The organism is Luteimonas yanweni, from assembly GCF_039548475.1.
Classification (GTDB): domain Bacteria; phylum Pseudomonadota; class Gammaproteobacteria; order Xanthomonadales; family Xanthomonadaceae; genus Luteimonas.
Genome location: NZ_JBCLVC010000002.1, coordinates 1 through 13503 on the forward strand (window position 1 = coordinate 1; position 13503 = coordinate 13503).

General features: G+C 69.9%; 15 protein-coding genes. 9 read left to right on the forward strand and 6 right to left on the reverse strand.

The window, feature by feature from the left end; genetic code table 11:
* Positions 1-2: 2 nt before the first annotated feature.
* From WCE39_RS00075 to WCE39_RS00090, 4 genes are all read right to left on the reverse strand, one after another.
* On the reverse strand, positions 3-1211 hold the full coding sequence (locus WCE39_RS00075) for a DUF3857 domain-containing transglutaminase family protein (protein ID WP_343274674.1): 1209 nt from the start codon (positions 1209-1211) through the stop codon (positions 3-5).
* The gene (locus WCE39_RS00080) at positions 1205-1765 is read right to left on the reverse strand and encodes a GNAT family N-acetyltransferase (RefSeq protein WP_343274675.1); all 561 of its coding nucleotides are present in this window, start codon (positions 1763-1765) and stop codon (positions 1205-1207) included. Before WCE39_RS00080 ends, WCE39_RS00075 begins: the two co-directional genes overlap by 7 nt.
* A gap of 64 nt (positions 1766-1829) precedes the next feature.
* The gene (locus WCE39_RS00085; protein ID WP_343274676.1) at positions 1830-2999 is read right to left on the reverse strand and encodes an acyl-CoA dehydrogenase family protein; all 1170 of its coding nucleotides are present in this window, start codon (positions 2997-2999) and stop codon (positions 1830-1832) included.
* A 324-nt stretch (positions 3000-3323) separates the two neighbouring features.
* Complete coding sequence (locus WCE39_RS00090; RefSeq protein WP_343274677.1) at positions 3324-4142, reverse strand: glycine zipper 2TM domain-containing protein; 819 nt, start codon at positions 4140-4142, stop codon at positions 3324-3326.
* Between the two features lie 186 nt (positions 4143-4328).
* Between WCE39_RS00090 and WCE39_RS00095 the strand changes: the two genes are divergently transcribed.
* Positions 4329-4568: a DUF6116 family protein gene (locus tag WCE39_RS00095; RefSeq protein WP_343274678.1), complete on the forward strand. Its 240-nt coding sequence runs from the start codon at positions 4329-4331 to the stop codon at positions 4566-4568.
* 5 nt (positions 4569-4573) lie between these two features.
* Positions 4574-5347, forward strand: a complete 774-nt coding sequence (locus WCE39_RS00100) for a TatD family hydrolase (protein ID WP_343274679.1) — start codon at positions 4574-4576, stop codon at positions 5345-5347.
* 75 nt (positions 5348-5422) lie between these two features.
* Here WCE39_RS00100 and WCE39_RS00105 read toward each other — a convergent pair whose 3' ends face one another.
* Entirely contained in the window at positions 5423-6265 is an 843-nt protein-coding gene (locus WCE39_RS00105) for a tRNA threonylcarbamoyladenosine dehydratase (RefSeq protein ID WP_343274680.1), read from the reverse strand.
* A gap of 63 nt (positions 6266-6328) precedes the next feature.
* Between WCE39_RS00105 and WCE39_RS00110 the strand changes: the two genes are divergently transcribed.
* The 5 genes from WCE39_RS00110 to WCE39_RS00130 all read left to right on the forward strand — a co-directional run bounded on the left by WCE39_RS00110 (position 6329) and on the right by WCE39_RS00130 (position 10590).
* A complete protein-coding gene (locus tag WCE39_RS00110) occupies positions 6329-6817 on the forward strand; it encodes a hypothetical protein (RefSeq protein ID WP_343274681.1) in 489 nt (162 codons plus the stop codon).
* A 168-nt stretch (positions 6818-6985) separates the two neighbouring features.
* Positions 6986-7462, forward strand: coding sequence for a peptidoglycan-associated outer membrane lipoprotein precursor (locus WCE39_RS00115; protein ID WP_343274682.1), 477 nt, complete (start codon positions 6986-6988; stop codon positions 7460-7462).
* 69 nt (positions 7463-7531) lie between these two features.
* Positions 7532-8017, forward strand: coding sequence for a DUF456 domain-containing protein (locus tag WCE39_RS00120; protein ID WP_343274683.1), 486 nt, complete (start codon positions 7532-7534; stop codon positions 8015-8017).
* A 58-nt stretch (positions 8018-8075) separates the two neighbouring features.
* Positions 8076-9188 (forward strand): phospholipase A, encoded by a 1113-nt coding sequence (locus tag WCE39_RS00125; protein WP_343274684.1) that lies wholly within the window; start codon positions 8076-8078, stop codon positions 9186-9188.
* Positions 9189-9324: 136 nt separating this feature from the next.
* Positions 9325-10590 carry a phospholipase D-like domain-containing protein gene (locus WCE39_RS00130; protein ID WP_343274685.1) on the forward strand — a complete coding sequence of 422 codons (1266 nt, stop codon included), beginning with the start codon at positions 9325-9327 and terminating at the stop codon, positions 10588-10590.
* Between the two features lie 93 nt (positions 10591-10683).
* Here the strand turns inward: WCE39_RS00130 and WCE39_RS00135 are convergent, their stop codons facing one another.
* Complete coding sequence (locus tag WCE39_RS00135) at positions 10684-12210, reverse strand: fumarate hydratase (protein WP_343274686.1); 1527 nt, start codon at positions 12208-12210, stop codon at positions 10684-10686.
* A 109-nt stretch (positions 12211-12319) separates the two neighbouring features.
* Between WCE39_RS00135 and WCE39_RS00140 the strand changes: the two genes are divergently transcribed.
* The gene (locus WCE39_RS00140; protein WP_343274687.1) at positions 12320-12898 is read left to right on the forward strand and encodes an RNA polymerase sigma factor; all 579 of its coding nucleotides are present in this window, start codon (positions 12320-12322) and stop codon (positions 12896-12898) included.
* Entirely contained in the window at positions 12895-13494 is a 600-nt protein-coding gene (locus WCE39_RS00145; protein ID WP_343274688.1) for a hypothetical protein, read from the forward strand. Before WCE39_RS00140 ends, WCE39_RS00145 begins: the two co-directional genes overlap by 4 nt.
* The last annotated feature ends 9 nt before the right edge of the window (positions 13495-13503 follow it).

A 13503-nucleotide genomic window follows, 5' to 3' on the forward strand; every position in this document is an offset into this window, starting at 1 on the left:
TTCTAGTGTCTGTGTGTGGCGTCGATCCAGGTGTTGCTGGCTTTGTTGCCCACCCCCACCACGACATGGTCGAAGGCCAGCGGGCTGGGCAGGCGCTGGGCGACCGCGCTGCGCGCATGGGTGTTGACCAGCACGGGCTCGGCTTCGATGCCGGCTTCGGCCAGCAGCGACACCAGCAGCGACGACTTGTCCTTGCAGTCGCCGAAGCGGCGCTCGAGCGTGGTTTCGGGCGGGCTGGGCGCGTGGGAATGGCTGCCCATGTCGATCGCGGTGTAGCGCACCTCGCCCTGCACGAAGGCGATCGCGCGCTCCATCGAGCCCACCGGATCGGCCGCGTCCAGCTGCAGCTTCGCGACCAGCTCCGCCGCCAGCGCGCGGTCCCGCAGCCGCGCCGGATACAGCGGCTTCGCCCAGGCGGCGACCGCGGGCCAGTCCTCCAGGGTGGACACGCGCAGGCGTCCGAAGCCGTCGTGCCACGCCGGCGTATCGTCGTCCTCGACGATGCGCGGCAGGTCGGAGGCCCGGAATTCCAGGCTGCGGTAGCCGCCGCCACCGCCCTGCACGACGCTGTATCCGGGCCCGTCGACGCGGTGCCGCAGGGTGACATCGGGACGGTGCAGGAAAAGCACGCGGCGCTCGGCCAGGGCGATGCCGTAGCCGGCCGCGTAAGTGTCGTGGTATTCGCTGCCGAAGATCGGGTTGGCGCCGGTGACGCTGAAGCGGTAGTCGATGCGGTCGCCCACGCGCACGTCCGGCACCGTGACCTGGACCGTCAGGCGGCCGTCGAGGATCCCGGACTCCATGTCCGACTCGCGGCGCAGCACCTGGATGTCGGCGCGCGGCCGGCGGTCGATGCGCCCGCCGGCGCGCAGCAGCTCGACCGCGTGGATCTCCACGCGCTGGTACAGCGGCTGGAAGTCGATCGACAGGCGCGCCGCGTCCGCAAGCGCACGCTCGCTGATGACGCGCTCCACCAGTCGCCTGTGCCAGACCGGCTCGGCGCCCAGCAGGTTGACCTGGTCATCGACCAGCAGGAAGCGGACATCGTCGGCGACCGCTGCGGTGCCGGCGTCACCGCGAACCGGCTGCAGCTCGATCCAACCCGGGTCCGGCGCGACGCCGGGCTGCGTGGCGCCCTGCGCTGGCGCAGCGCACAGCGCGACGGCCAGCGCGACCAGGCAGGCCACCAGGGTCCCGCGATGAATCAACACGACGCCTGCTGCTCCCGCCGGCGTGCCTGCCACTGCTCGCGCGTCTGGCCCCAGATCTCGACCGGCGCGTCCTCGTAGGGTGCAGGCAGCCGCCCGGGACCCTTCAGGGCCGACCCGAGGCGCTTGGCCACCTGCTGCGACGCCAGGTTCTCCGGCGCGATGCAGTGGATGAAATCGTCCCAGCCCAGGTTCGCGAGCGCCCAGTCGATCGCGGCGGTCGCGGCTTCGGTGGCGTAGCCCCTGCCCCAGGCATCGGGATGGAAGGAATAGCCGATCTCGTTGCCCGGCCAGCCCTCGGGTTTCCACGGCCCGGCCTGGCCCAGCCAGAGGCCGCTGTCCCGGTCGATGATCGAGAACATGCCGAAGCCCTGCAGCACCCACGCGCCGGGCTGCTGCAGAAACCTGCGCCAGGCCGCGGCGCGCGGGGCATGGCCGCCGATGTGGCGCGCGGCCTGCTCGTCGCCGATCAGCTCGGCGAAACGGTCGAAGTCTTCGATCCGCGGCACGCGCAGCACGAGTCGTTCGGTTTCGAGTCGGATATCGGCCTGGGACATGGCGGATCTACCTGTGGCGCTTGGACCGATGTGGCGCCGAGGGTACGGCGCCCCGGATGGCGACTCAGCCGCCGAAGGCGTTGATGCCCGTCAGCTCGCGGCCCACCACCAGCTGGTGCACGGTTTCCGTGCCTTCGTAGGTGATCACCGATTCCAGGTTGAGCGCATGGCGGATCGGGCTGTGCTCGGTGGTGATGCCGGCGCCGCCCAGCAGGTCGCGTGCTTCGCGGGCGATGTCGATCGCCATGCGGCAGTTGTTCCACTTCGCCACGCTCACCTGGGTCGGCTGCATCTTGCCGGCGTCCTTCAGGCGGCCGAGCTGCAGGCTCAGCAGCTGCGCGGAGGTGATGCGACGGGCCCAGTCGGCCATCTTCAGCTGCGCGCTCTGGGTCGCCGCCACCGGGCGGCCGAACAGGATGCGTTCCTTGCTGTAGTTGAGCGCTTCGTCCAGGCAGGCGATGGCCGCGCCGATCGGCCCCCAGGTGATGCCGTAGCGGGCCTGGGTCAGGCAGCCCAGCGGACCCTTGAGGCCCTTCACGTTCGGCAGCCGGTTGGCTTCGGGCACGCGCACGCCGTCGAAGAACAGCGCGCTGGTGACCGAGGCGCGCAGGCTCATCTTGTGCTTGACCTCCTGCGCCTTGAAGCCGGCGAAGTCCTTCTCGACCACGAAGCCCTGGATGCCGTCGTCGGTCTGCGCCCAGACGATCGCGATGTCGGCGAGGTTGCCGTTGGTGATCCACATCTTGGAGCCGTTGAGGATCCAGTCGTCGCCGTCGCGCTTCGCATGGGTCTTCATGTTGGCGGGGTCTGAACCGCCGTGCGCCTCGGTCAGGCCGAAGCAGCCGATGACCTTGCCCGCGGCCATGTCCGGCAGCCAGCGCTTCTTCTGCTCTTCGGTGCCGTAGGCGAAGATCGGATACATGCACAGCGAGGACTGCACGCTGGCGAAGCTGCGCAGGCCGGAATCGCCGCGCTCGAGCTCCTGGCAGATCAGGCCGTAGCTGACGTAGTTGAGCTCCGAACCGCCGTATTCGGCCGGAAGCGTCGCGCCCAGCAGGCCGAGGCCCGCGATCTCCGGGATCAGCTCCTTCGGGAAACGGCCTTCGTCGAAACACTCGCCGATGATCGGCAGCACGCGCTCATCGGTGAACCGGGCCACGGTGTCCTGCACCGCTTGCTCCTCTTCGCTGAGCAGGGAGCGGACGTCGTAAAGGTCGTACGGATTCAGGGCCATGCAAGCGCAACCGTCAGCGGGAAACCCCGCATTGTAGCGGCGCCCGGACACCCTTTGGGCCACCATCGCCGCACCTCCCCTGTGGGAGCGGCTCCCTTGCCTCGATGGGCTCCCCTGCCTGCTTCTGTGGGAGCGGGCTATAGCCGCATCGGGCTCCGGCAAGACCATTCGCTCTGCCCCTGTGGGAGCGGCTATAGCCGCGATCGGGCTGCGGCAAAACCATTCGCGGCCATGGCCGCTCCCACAAAGTCCCATGGGCCAGAAACAGGATGGCCGCAACCCGGGAGGGGGTGCGGCCATCGTTTCATCACTGGCGCGGGCGGATCAGCCGCGGTCGGTGCCACTGTCCAGGGCGGCGACCTGGGTCACCACCTGGCCATCGATCACCGGCAGGCGGTCGCCGGGGCGCTCGTCCATGCGGATGCTGCGCTCGACGCCGTCATAGCTGTAGGTGACGTCGTAGCCGACGGTCACGTCGGTATCACCCAGGGCGATGCGGTTGCCGGGCTTGCTGTCGGTGCGCATGGTGCCGGTGGTGCCGTCCGGGTTGCGGTAGGTCACCGTGTAGGCGACCACGCGCGAGGACTGCGAGCTGTCCTGCACCGTGCGGCACTGGCGGTCGACGCGCTCGACCACCTGGCCGCCGACGTGGCGGCGGTCGACCGCGCGGCCGGCGAACCCGCCGCCCACCGCACCGGCGACCGTGGCCAGCTTGCGGCCGTTGCCGCTGCCGACCTGGTTGCCCACCAGGCCGCCGATGACCGCGCCGGCCACGGTGCCGCCAACGTTGCCGTCGCGCTCAGGCAGGCGCTCCTGCACCACCACGTCATTGCAGACCTCGCGCGGGCTGCTGCTGGTGGTGGTTTCACGGATGGCTTCGGAGCCGATCACGGTGGCGTACTGCGCCTCGCGCTCGGTCACCGGCTCGATGGCGAGCACGCGCGCGTATTCGAGCCGGCCGTCGACCGGGATCGCCGCGTCGTCGTTGAAGCCCAGGGCGCCGTCACCATCTGAATCCACCAGGCCCGAAGCCGGTGCGATGTCGGCGCGCGGCGCATCGTCGCGGTTGCCCTGGAATGCGGCGACGGCGACGCCGCCGACCAGCAGCGAGGCAAGGGCGATGGCAAGCGTGTTGTTTTTCATATCGGGCTCCTCGGGGGCGAAAGCGCCGGTTGTCGGGGTATGGCCATGGAGTGGATCTGGCGTAACGGGATTCGAACATTCGCAGCCTGAACCTGTGCGGAGCCGATGGCTTGGGACTGCATGGGGCGTGAACCTGTCCCCACTCCGCTGCGTGCTAGCGTGCCGTTCACGTGTCCACCGAGGCCGATGACCGTGCCCAATCCCTTCCTTGTCGCCCCATTGCTGCGCTGGCTCGGGCGCCTGAGCTACCCCAGGTTGTTCATGGTGGCCGCGGCGCTGTTCGTGCTCAACCTGTTCGTACCCGACCCCCTGCCCTTCATCGACGAACTGCTGATGGGCATGGGCGTGCTGTTGATCTCGCGCCGCAAGCGCAAGGGCGGGCCGCCGCAGGGCCGGGTGATCGACGGCGAAGCCCGCCGCGGCTGAGCGCGATGCTGGTCGATTCGCATTGCCACCTGGATGCCGGCGAGTTCGATCGCGACCGCGGCGAGGTCGTCGCCCGGGCCCGTGCGGCGGGCGTGAGCATGCAGGTGCTGCCGGCCACGCACGCCGACGAATGGCCGGCCCTGCGCGAGGCCGCGGCGGCGGACCCCGGCCTGCACGCCGCCTATGGCCTGCACCCGACCTTCCTGGAACATCATCGCGAAGCCCATCTACCGCTGCTGCGCGAATGGATCGAGCGCGAGCGTCCGGTGGCGGTGGGCGAATGCGGCCTGGACTTCTACATCGAAGGCCTCGATCCCGGGGCGCAGGCGGATTTCTTCGAGGGCCAACTGCGCATCGCGCGCGATGCCGACCTGCCGGTGATCGTCCACGCCCGGCGCGCGGTGGACCAGGTCACCGCCGCGATCCGCCGCATCGGCGGCCTGCGCGGCGTGGTGCACAGCTTTTCCGGCAGCAGGCAGCAAGCCGAGAAGCTGTGGGAACTGGACTTCATGCTGGGCCTGGGCGGACCGGTGACCTACGAGCGCGCCAACCGCCTGCGCAAGCTCGCCGCGACCATGCCGCTGGAGCATCTGCTGCTGGAGACCGACGCGCCGGACCAGCCGGATTCCTCTATCCGCGGCCAGCGCAACGAACCGGCTCGGCTGACGGTGGTCTGCGAGACGATCGCGCAGCTGCGCGGCGTGGCGGCGGCGGAGGTGGCGGCGGCGACTACGGCGAATGCGCGGCGGTTGTTCGGGCTGGGAGCCGGAGACCGCTGAGCGGAGGGTGTTGTCCGGCACTGGTGGACCCCGAATCGCGGCCACGGCCACTCCCACACGGGCCCTGCTGGAAGATCACCCGGGGCTGGTACCGGCCACGTCCGCCCCGGCCGGCGCTGCTTCACGCAACGGTCCGCGCGCCAGCAGCATTTCCAGCGCCTTGCCAGCGGCCGCGAACGCGAACGCGCCGGTGATGTGCGTGGCGGCACCCAGCCCGCCGCCGCAGTCGAGCTTGAAGCCGTCCTCGCCGCCAACCTGTGGCCGCAGGCCGCAGACGCTGCCGTCAGCCTGCGGGTAGCGCACGTTTTCCAGCGAGTACACAGCCGGCACGCTGAAGTATCGCTTGGGACCCTTGGGGAAGTTGAACTCGGCGCGCAGCTTCTTGCGCACCAGCGCCAGCATCGCGTCGTGTTCGGTCTTCGACAGGTCGCGCACCCGCACCAGCGTCGGATCCACGCGCCCTCCGGCAGAGCCCACGGCCACCAGCGGCAGCTTGCGGCGCCGGCACCAGGCGATCATCTCGACCTTGCTGCGGAAGCTGTCACAGGCGTCGACCACCAGGTCGTAGCCGCGGTCCAGCAGCTGGTCCAGGTTCGACGGGGTCAGGAAACTGGGCACCGCGTGAACCACCATCGCCGGGTTGATCGCGCGGCAGCGCTCGGCCATGGCCTCAACCTTGGCGCGGCCGTACTGGCCCTCGAGCGCCGGCAGCTGGCGGTTGGTGTTGGACACGCAGAGGTCGTCGGCATCGACCAGGGTGAGCGTGCCGACCGCGCTGCGCGCCAGCGCTTCGGCCACCCACGAGCCCACGCCGCCCAGCCCCACCACCGCGACGTGGCAGGCGGCGAAGCGTTCGATCGCGCCGCGTCCGTACAGGCGGTCGATGCCGGAGAAGCGTTCGGTCCAGGTCGTGTCCATGGCGGCATTTTAGCGAGCCCGCCGCATACAATCCTCTTTTCGCCGCCCACCTGGAGTGACCCCATGTCGACGCCGCAACCGCAGGCCACGCCGAGCAACCCGTCCGCGCCGCGCCCGCCGCGCAAAGCGCCTTCCGCCGCCGGCCGCTATCTGTTCGTGTTCCTGCTGGGCCTGGTGATCGGCGTGGTCGCGATCGTGATGCTCCTGCGCACCCTTGACGCGCGCAAGGACTGGCAGGACCACTACCCGCACGCGGCAATGCAGCTGATGTCGGCGCACAGCGCGCAGTTGCGGCAGAGGCTCGAAGCCAACCGCTGCGCGGCCACCGACGTGCTGCCGCACCTGCAGGCGCTGCGCACCCTGGGCAACGACATCGACCCGGCCTTCCCAGACCTGCGCGACAACACGCGCTTCGCCGCGCACACGGGCAGCTTCCGCGCCACGCTCGACAAGGCCCTGGCCTCGCCGCCGCTCAACTGCGCGGGACTGAAGAACACGCTCGAGGAAATCGGCGGCGACTGCCGCTCCTGCCACACCGACTTCCGGGGCTGACCCCGGAAATCCGCGGAAGGGAGGCGACGCGCGCCTTCCGCGGATGAACGACTCCTGCACGGGACCGGGCGCAGCGCGCCGGCAGCGGCGCGGTTGATTGGCTGTTCACGCCCGGCCACCTAACGTCGGCGCCAAGGCATCCCTCCCCGTGCCGTGCAGGAGTCCGCAATGAAGATCCGTCTCGTCAGCGCAAGCGCGATGATCGCCGCAGCCACCCTGGTGGGCTGCGCAAGCACCAGTCCCGGCTATTCCAGCGGCGGCTACGGCAGCGGCTACGGGAACACGTCCAGGGTCTGCGACACCTGCGGCGTGGTCACCCGGATCGATCACCGCGCCCGCGCATCGAATACCCCCAATGCCACCGGCGCCGTCCTCGGCGGCATCGTGGGCGCGGTGGCCGCGCGCGAGATCGCCGAACGCAATACCGACAGCGACGGTCGCGCCAACACCGCCACCGTGGCCGGTGCGGTCGGCGGCGCCGTTGCCGGCAACGCCATCCAGAACCGCGTGCAGGGGCAGTCGGTCTACGACGTCCACGTGCGCCTGGACAACGGCCGCATGACGGTGGTCACCCAGAACGACCTGGGCGGCATCCGCGAAGGCTCGTATGTCAGCGTCGCCAACGGTCGCGCGCACGTCCGCTGAGCAAGGCACCAGGACTCTCTCCCTTTACGGCCCGCCCTGCGGGCCGTCTTTCTGCGGCAGACTGACGCGATGGACCTCCAGATCCTCTATTACGCGATCGCCGCCGTGCTGGTGCTGGTGGGCATCGCGGGCACCATCCTTCCCGCCATCCCCGGCCTGCCGCTGGTCTTCGCCGGCATGGTGCTGGGCGCCTGGGCGGGCGGCTTCGAACACATCGGCATCCCGATGCTGGTGGTGCTGGGGATCCTGACGCTGTTCTCGCTGGCGGTGGACTTCTGGGCCACCGCGCTCGGGGCGCGCCGCGTGGGCGCGAGCGGCAAGGCGGTCGCCGGCGCCGTGGTCGGCACCTTCGTGGGCATCTTCTTCGGCCCGATCGGACTGTTCGCGGGGCCGTTCGTCGGCGCGCTTGCCGGCGAGCTGCTGCACGGACGCGGCGTGGCACAGGCCACGCGCGTGGGCGTCGGCACCTGGCTTGGCATCGTCTTCGGCACCGTGCTCAAGCTGGCGCTGGCAGTCACGATGATCGGGCTGTTCGTGCTGGCGTGGATTTTCTGAGCCCCGGCCGGACCCCGCGCTAGACTGCGCCCCACCCTGATCGCGAAGCCCCGACGCCATGGAACGACGCCCGACGGCCCTGCTGCCCCTGCTCTGCACGCTCCCGTTCACCGTCGCCGCCCAGGTCGCCGACCCCGCGCCGGTGCCCGGCCTCCAGGCCTGCGTGGCAATGGAGATCGCCGCCGAACGCCTGGCCTGCTACGACCAGGTCGCCGAGCGGAAGCTGCCGGGGCCGGAGCAGGCCGACGCCGCCGCCGCGCAGGCGCGCAGCGAAGTCCGCGAGGCGCGCCGCGATGGCGACACCAGCAGCGACCTGTTCCCCCATGACGACGACCCCCGCCGCGCCCTGGCCAACGCCGGCCGCGGCTCGCTGCTGGACAGCCGCTGGGAGCTGGCGCGCGACTCCAAGCTCGGCACCTTCAACATGCGCGCCTACAAGCCGGTGTACCTGCTGCCCGCGTTCTGGAGCAGCAAGCCCAATACCAGCCCGACCTCCTCGGCCGACGGCCAGGAGCTGCAGATGGACGGCATCGACAGCATCGAGACCAAGTTCCAGATCAGCTTCAAGACCAAGGCGGTCGAGAACCTGTTCGGCGACAACGGCGACATCTGGATGGGCTATACCCAGAGCTCGCGCTGGCAGGTCTACAACAGCGACAACTCCCGCCCCTTCCGCGAAACCAACTACGAGCCGGAAGTGCTGCTGGTGTTCCGCAACAACTACAGCATCGGCGGCTGGAAGGGGCGCATGGCCGCGGTCGGCATCAACCACCAGTCCAACGGCCGCAGCGATCCCTTCTCGCGCAGCTGGAACCGCATCATGTTCAACGTCGGCCTGGACCGCGAGGACTGGGCGGTCACCTTCCGCCCCTGGATCCGCATTTCCGACGGCAGCGACGACGACAACCCCGGCATGGAGGACTACATGGGCCGCGGCGACGTCACCCTGGTGCACACCCGCGGCGACCAGACCTTCGCGCTCATGGCCCGGCACTCGCTGCGCAGCGGCGACCGGTCGCACGGCGCGCTGCAGTTCGACTGGGGCTTCCCGATCAGCAGCCACCTGCACGGACACCTGCAGCTGTTCAGCGGCTACGGCGAGAGCATGCTGGACTACGACCACAAGGCCACGTACGCCGGTTTCGGGATCTCGGTACTGGACTGGTTCTGAGCATGTCGCTTCCGGGCACGTCCACCCGCGGCGTGTCGGCTTCACGCCTCGCTGAATGCGCGGGCCGCAGAGTGGCGGCACCGGCGCATGCACGCCGAGGACGCCGATGAGCCTCAGAAACTGGAGTCGACGACACATGACCTGGACCCTTGTCCTGACGGTCGCCATCACGGTGCTGGCCGTGGTGCTGGCGATGAACTTTGCCACCCCCGAAAAGAAGATCGAGCGCAAGATCGCGCATCGGCACGCGATCGCCGACCCGCAGTTCCGGCGTGAAATGTCGGTGCTGCTGGGCCCGGCGATCCTGCCCGGCAACCTGGTGACCGACTACGAGAACGGTGACGAGATCTTCCCGGCGATGCTGGAGGCGATCGCGTCGGCGCAGGAAACCATCACCTTCGAGACGTATATCTACTGGTCAGGCGACATCGGCCAGCGCTTCGCCGACGCGCTGGGCGAACGCGCGCGCGCGGGCGTTGCGGTGCACTTGCTCGTGGACTGGGTCGGCAGCATCAAGATGGACGACGGGATGCTGGAGGAGATGAAGAAGGACGGCGTGGAGGTGGAGCGCTACCGTCCGCTGCACTGGTACAACCTGGGGCGCATGAACAACCGCACCCACCGCAAGCTGCTGGTGATCGACGGCAAGGTGGGCTTCACCGGGGGCGTGGGCATCGCCGACCAGTGGACCGGCCACGCGCAGGATCCGGACCATTGGCGCGAGGCGCATTTCCGCATCGATGGCCCGGCGGTGGCACAGATGCAATCCGCCTTCAACGACAACTGGATCAAGACCACCGGCACCCTGCTCAACGGCCCCGCCTATTTCCCCGAGCTGGAGCCCGCGGGCGACATGCCGGCGCATCTGTTCATCGCATCGCCCGCCGGCGGCAGCGAGAGCATGCACCTCATGTACCTGAGCGCGATCGCCGCGTCCGAGCATACGATCGACCTCACCGCGTCCTATTTCGTGCCCGACGAACTGATCGACAAGGCGCTGATCGCGGCGCGCAAGCGCGGAGTCCGCGTGCGCGTGCTGCTGCCGGGCGAGCACATCGATTCCGAAGCGGTGCGCCTGTCGTCGAAGGCAGGCTGGGGCGACCTGCTGAAGGCCGGCATCGAGATCCACGAATACCAGCCGACAATGCTGCACGTGAAGCTGCTGATCGTGGACGGCGAACTGGTGTCGCTGGGCTCGACCAACTTCGACATCCGCTCGTTCCGCCTCAACGACGAGGCCAGCCTCAACGTCTACGACCGCGCGTTCGCCGCCCGGATGACCGAAGTGTTCGAAAAGGACATGGAGGACGCGAAGCAGTATTCCTACGAAATGTGGGAGAACCGGCCATTGCGCGAGAAATTCGCCGAGAAGGTCATCCGGCCGATCCGGTCGCAGCTTTGAGGCTGGGGCCGCTGCGATGGCGGGCTACGCAGCAGGCATTCAAGGGCGGCTTCGCCGACCTGTTTGCGGAGTACCTCACCCCTCTCCGCTGCCTCAAGCCGTTTCGACCACCGTCAGCGGGATCTTCCCGATCCGGGACTGCCATTCCCGCGGCCCGGTCTCGTGCACAGAAACGCCGGTGGAGTCCACTGCCACCGTCACCGGCATGTCCTGCACCGTGAACTCGTAGATCGCCTCCATCCCCAGGTCCTCGAACGCGACCACCCTGGCCGCCTTGATCGCTTTCGACACCAGGTACGCCGAGCCGCCGACCGCCATCAGGTAGGCCGAACCGTATTTCCTGATCGCCTCGATCGCCGCCGGGCCGCGCTCGGCCTTGCCGACCATGCCCAGCAGCCCGGTCTGCGACAGGATCTGGTCGGTGAACTTGTCCATGCGCGTGGCGGTCGTCGGGCCCGCCGGGCCGACCACTTCGCCGGCGACCGGATCCACCGGACCGACGTAATAGATGAAGCGGCCCGCCAGGTCGACCGGGAGCGCCTCGCCGCGGTCGAGCATCCCGACCATCCGCTTGTGCGCGGCGTCGCGGCCGGTCAGCAGGCGGCCGTTGAGCAGCAGGGTCTCGCCCGGCTGCCAGGTCGCCACGTCCTCGCGGGTCACGGTGTCCAGGTCGACCCGGCGGCCCTTGGACGCGTCATACGTGATCTGCGGCCAGTCCTCCAGCGAGGGCGGATCCAGCATCACCGGGCCGCTGCCGTCGAGGGTGAAGTGCGCGTGGCGCGTGGCGGCGCAGTTGGGGATCATCGCCACCGGCAGATTGGCCGCGTGGGTCGGGTAGTCCTTGATCTTGATGTCGAGCACGGTGGTCAGGCCGCCCAGGCCCTGGGCGCCGATGCCCAAGGCGTTGACGCCGTCGAAGATCTCCAGGCGCATCTCTTCCAGGCGGTTGGACGGGCCGCGGGCCTTGAGGTCGACGATGTCGATCGGCTCCATCAGCGCCTCCTTGGCCAACAGCATCGCCTTCTCGGCGGTGCCGCCAATGCCGATGCCGAGCATGCCCGGCGGGCACCAGCCGGCGCCCATGGTCGGCACCGTCTTCAGCACCCAGTCGACGATTGAATCCGATGGATTGAGCATGGCGAACTTCGACTTCGCCTCCGAACCACCGCCCTTGGCGGCCACGATCACGTCGACCTTGCCGCCCGGGACCACCTTGAAGTTGACGATCGCCGGCGTGTTGTCACCGGTGTTGCGGCGGGCGCCGGCCGGATCGGCCAGCACCGAGGCGCGCAGCGTGTTCTCGGGCAGGCGATAGGCGCGGCGCACGCCTTCATTGGCCATGTCTTCGACGCCCATGGTGGCGTCGGGCCAGCGCACGTCCATGCCGATCTCGAGGAACACGGTGACGATGCCGGTGTCCTGGCAGATCGGGCGGTGTCCTTCGGCGCACATGCGCGAGTTGATCAGGATCTGCGCCATGGCGTCCTTGGCCGCCGGCGACTCCTCGCGCTCGTACGCCGCCGCCAGGCTGCGGATGTAGTCCACCGGGTGGTAGTAGCTGATGTACTGCAGGGCGTCGGCGACGCTCTGGATGAAGTCTTCCTGGCGGATCTCGGTCACGGCGGGCTCTTGGACTGCGGGCTCAGCCGCCCATTTTACGCCGCCGCGGCGGCAAGGCTTAAACCCTTTGCCGCGACGCTGCATCCGACTGGGTATGCTCGACGCCGCCATGACCGACAGCCTGCACACCCCGGCCGCCTTCGACGCCGGGGACAGCGACCACGCCCTGGCGCTGGCAGCTGCCGGCGGTGACGTGGACGCGTTCGAGGCGCTGTATCGCCGCCATGCGGCGCGCGTCCACGGCGTGGTGCTGCGCCTGGCCGGTTGGCAGCGCGCTCGCGCCGAAGACCTGGTGCAGGAGGCGTTCCTCCGCGCCTGGCAGGCGCTGCCGCAGTGGCGCGGCGAGGCGGCCTTCGGCACCTGGCTGCACCGCCTGGCGGTGAACACCGCGCTGATGGACCTGCGCGCGCGCCGCGCGCGCCCGGCGCTGGATGGTGACGATGACGAGCTGCTCGACGCCCTGCCCTCGCCCGGCTCCCCGAGCCATGGGCCGGCCATGGCGATGGACCTCGCCCGCGCCGTCGCCACGCTGCCGCCGCGCGCGCGCGCCGTGCTGGTCCTGCACGACATCGAAGGCTGGACCCACGGCGAGATCGGCACCGCGCTGGACATGGCGACCGGAAGTTCCAAGGCCCAGCTGCACCGGGCGCGCGGCCTGCTGCGCGCACGACTCGGAGACATGACATGAACACCCGCCACGCGTTGCCTGCCGACCTGGTCGCGCGCCTGCGCGCACTGCGCGAAGACATCGCGCCGGAGCACGACCCGTGGCCGGCGATCGCCGGCCGCCTGGCACCCCGGGACGCGCCCGTGGAACCCGGCCCCGCGCCCGCGCCTGCGCCCGCGCCTGCGCCCGCGCCGCCCGCCGCACAGCGCGGCGACCGGCGCCGCCACCTGCGCCGGCGCAATGCCGCCTACGCCAGCGCCGCCGCCGTCGTGCTGGCAGTGGCCGCCGGCTGGCAGCTGCTGCCGGTGCGCGTCGCCCCCGACCCGTCCGCGGCCGGCCCCACCAACGTGGTCGCCACAGGCGCGGCGGCCGACGCCGGTGCGCCGCTGCTGCAGGCCGCCGACGCGATGGCCCGCGAATACCAGGGCGCCCTGCGCGAAGTCGAGGCCACCGGCGGCGTCACCAGCGCCACCACCCCCGGCCTGGACGACGAACTCGACCGCAGCGCCGCCGAAGTGCGCGCCGCACTCGCCCGTGATCCCGACGCGCTGCACCTGTTCCACCGGCTGCAGCGCATCTACGCCCACCGCCTGGCGCTCAGCCTGCGCCAGGCCTGACCCGAGGAG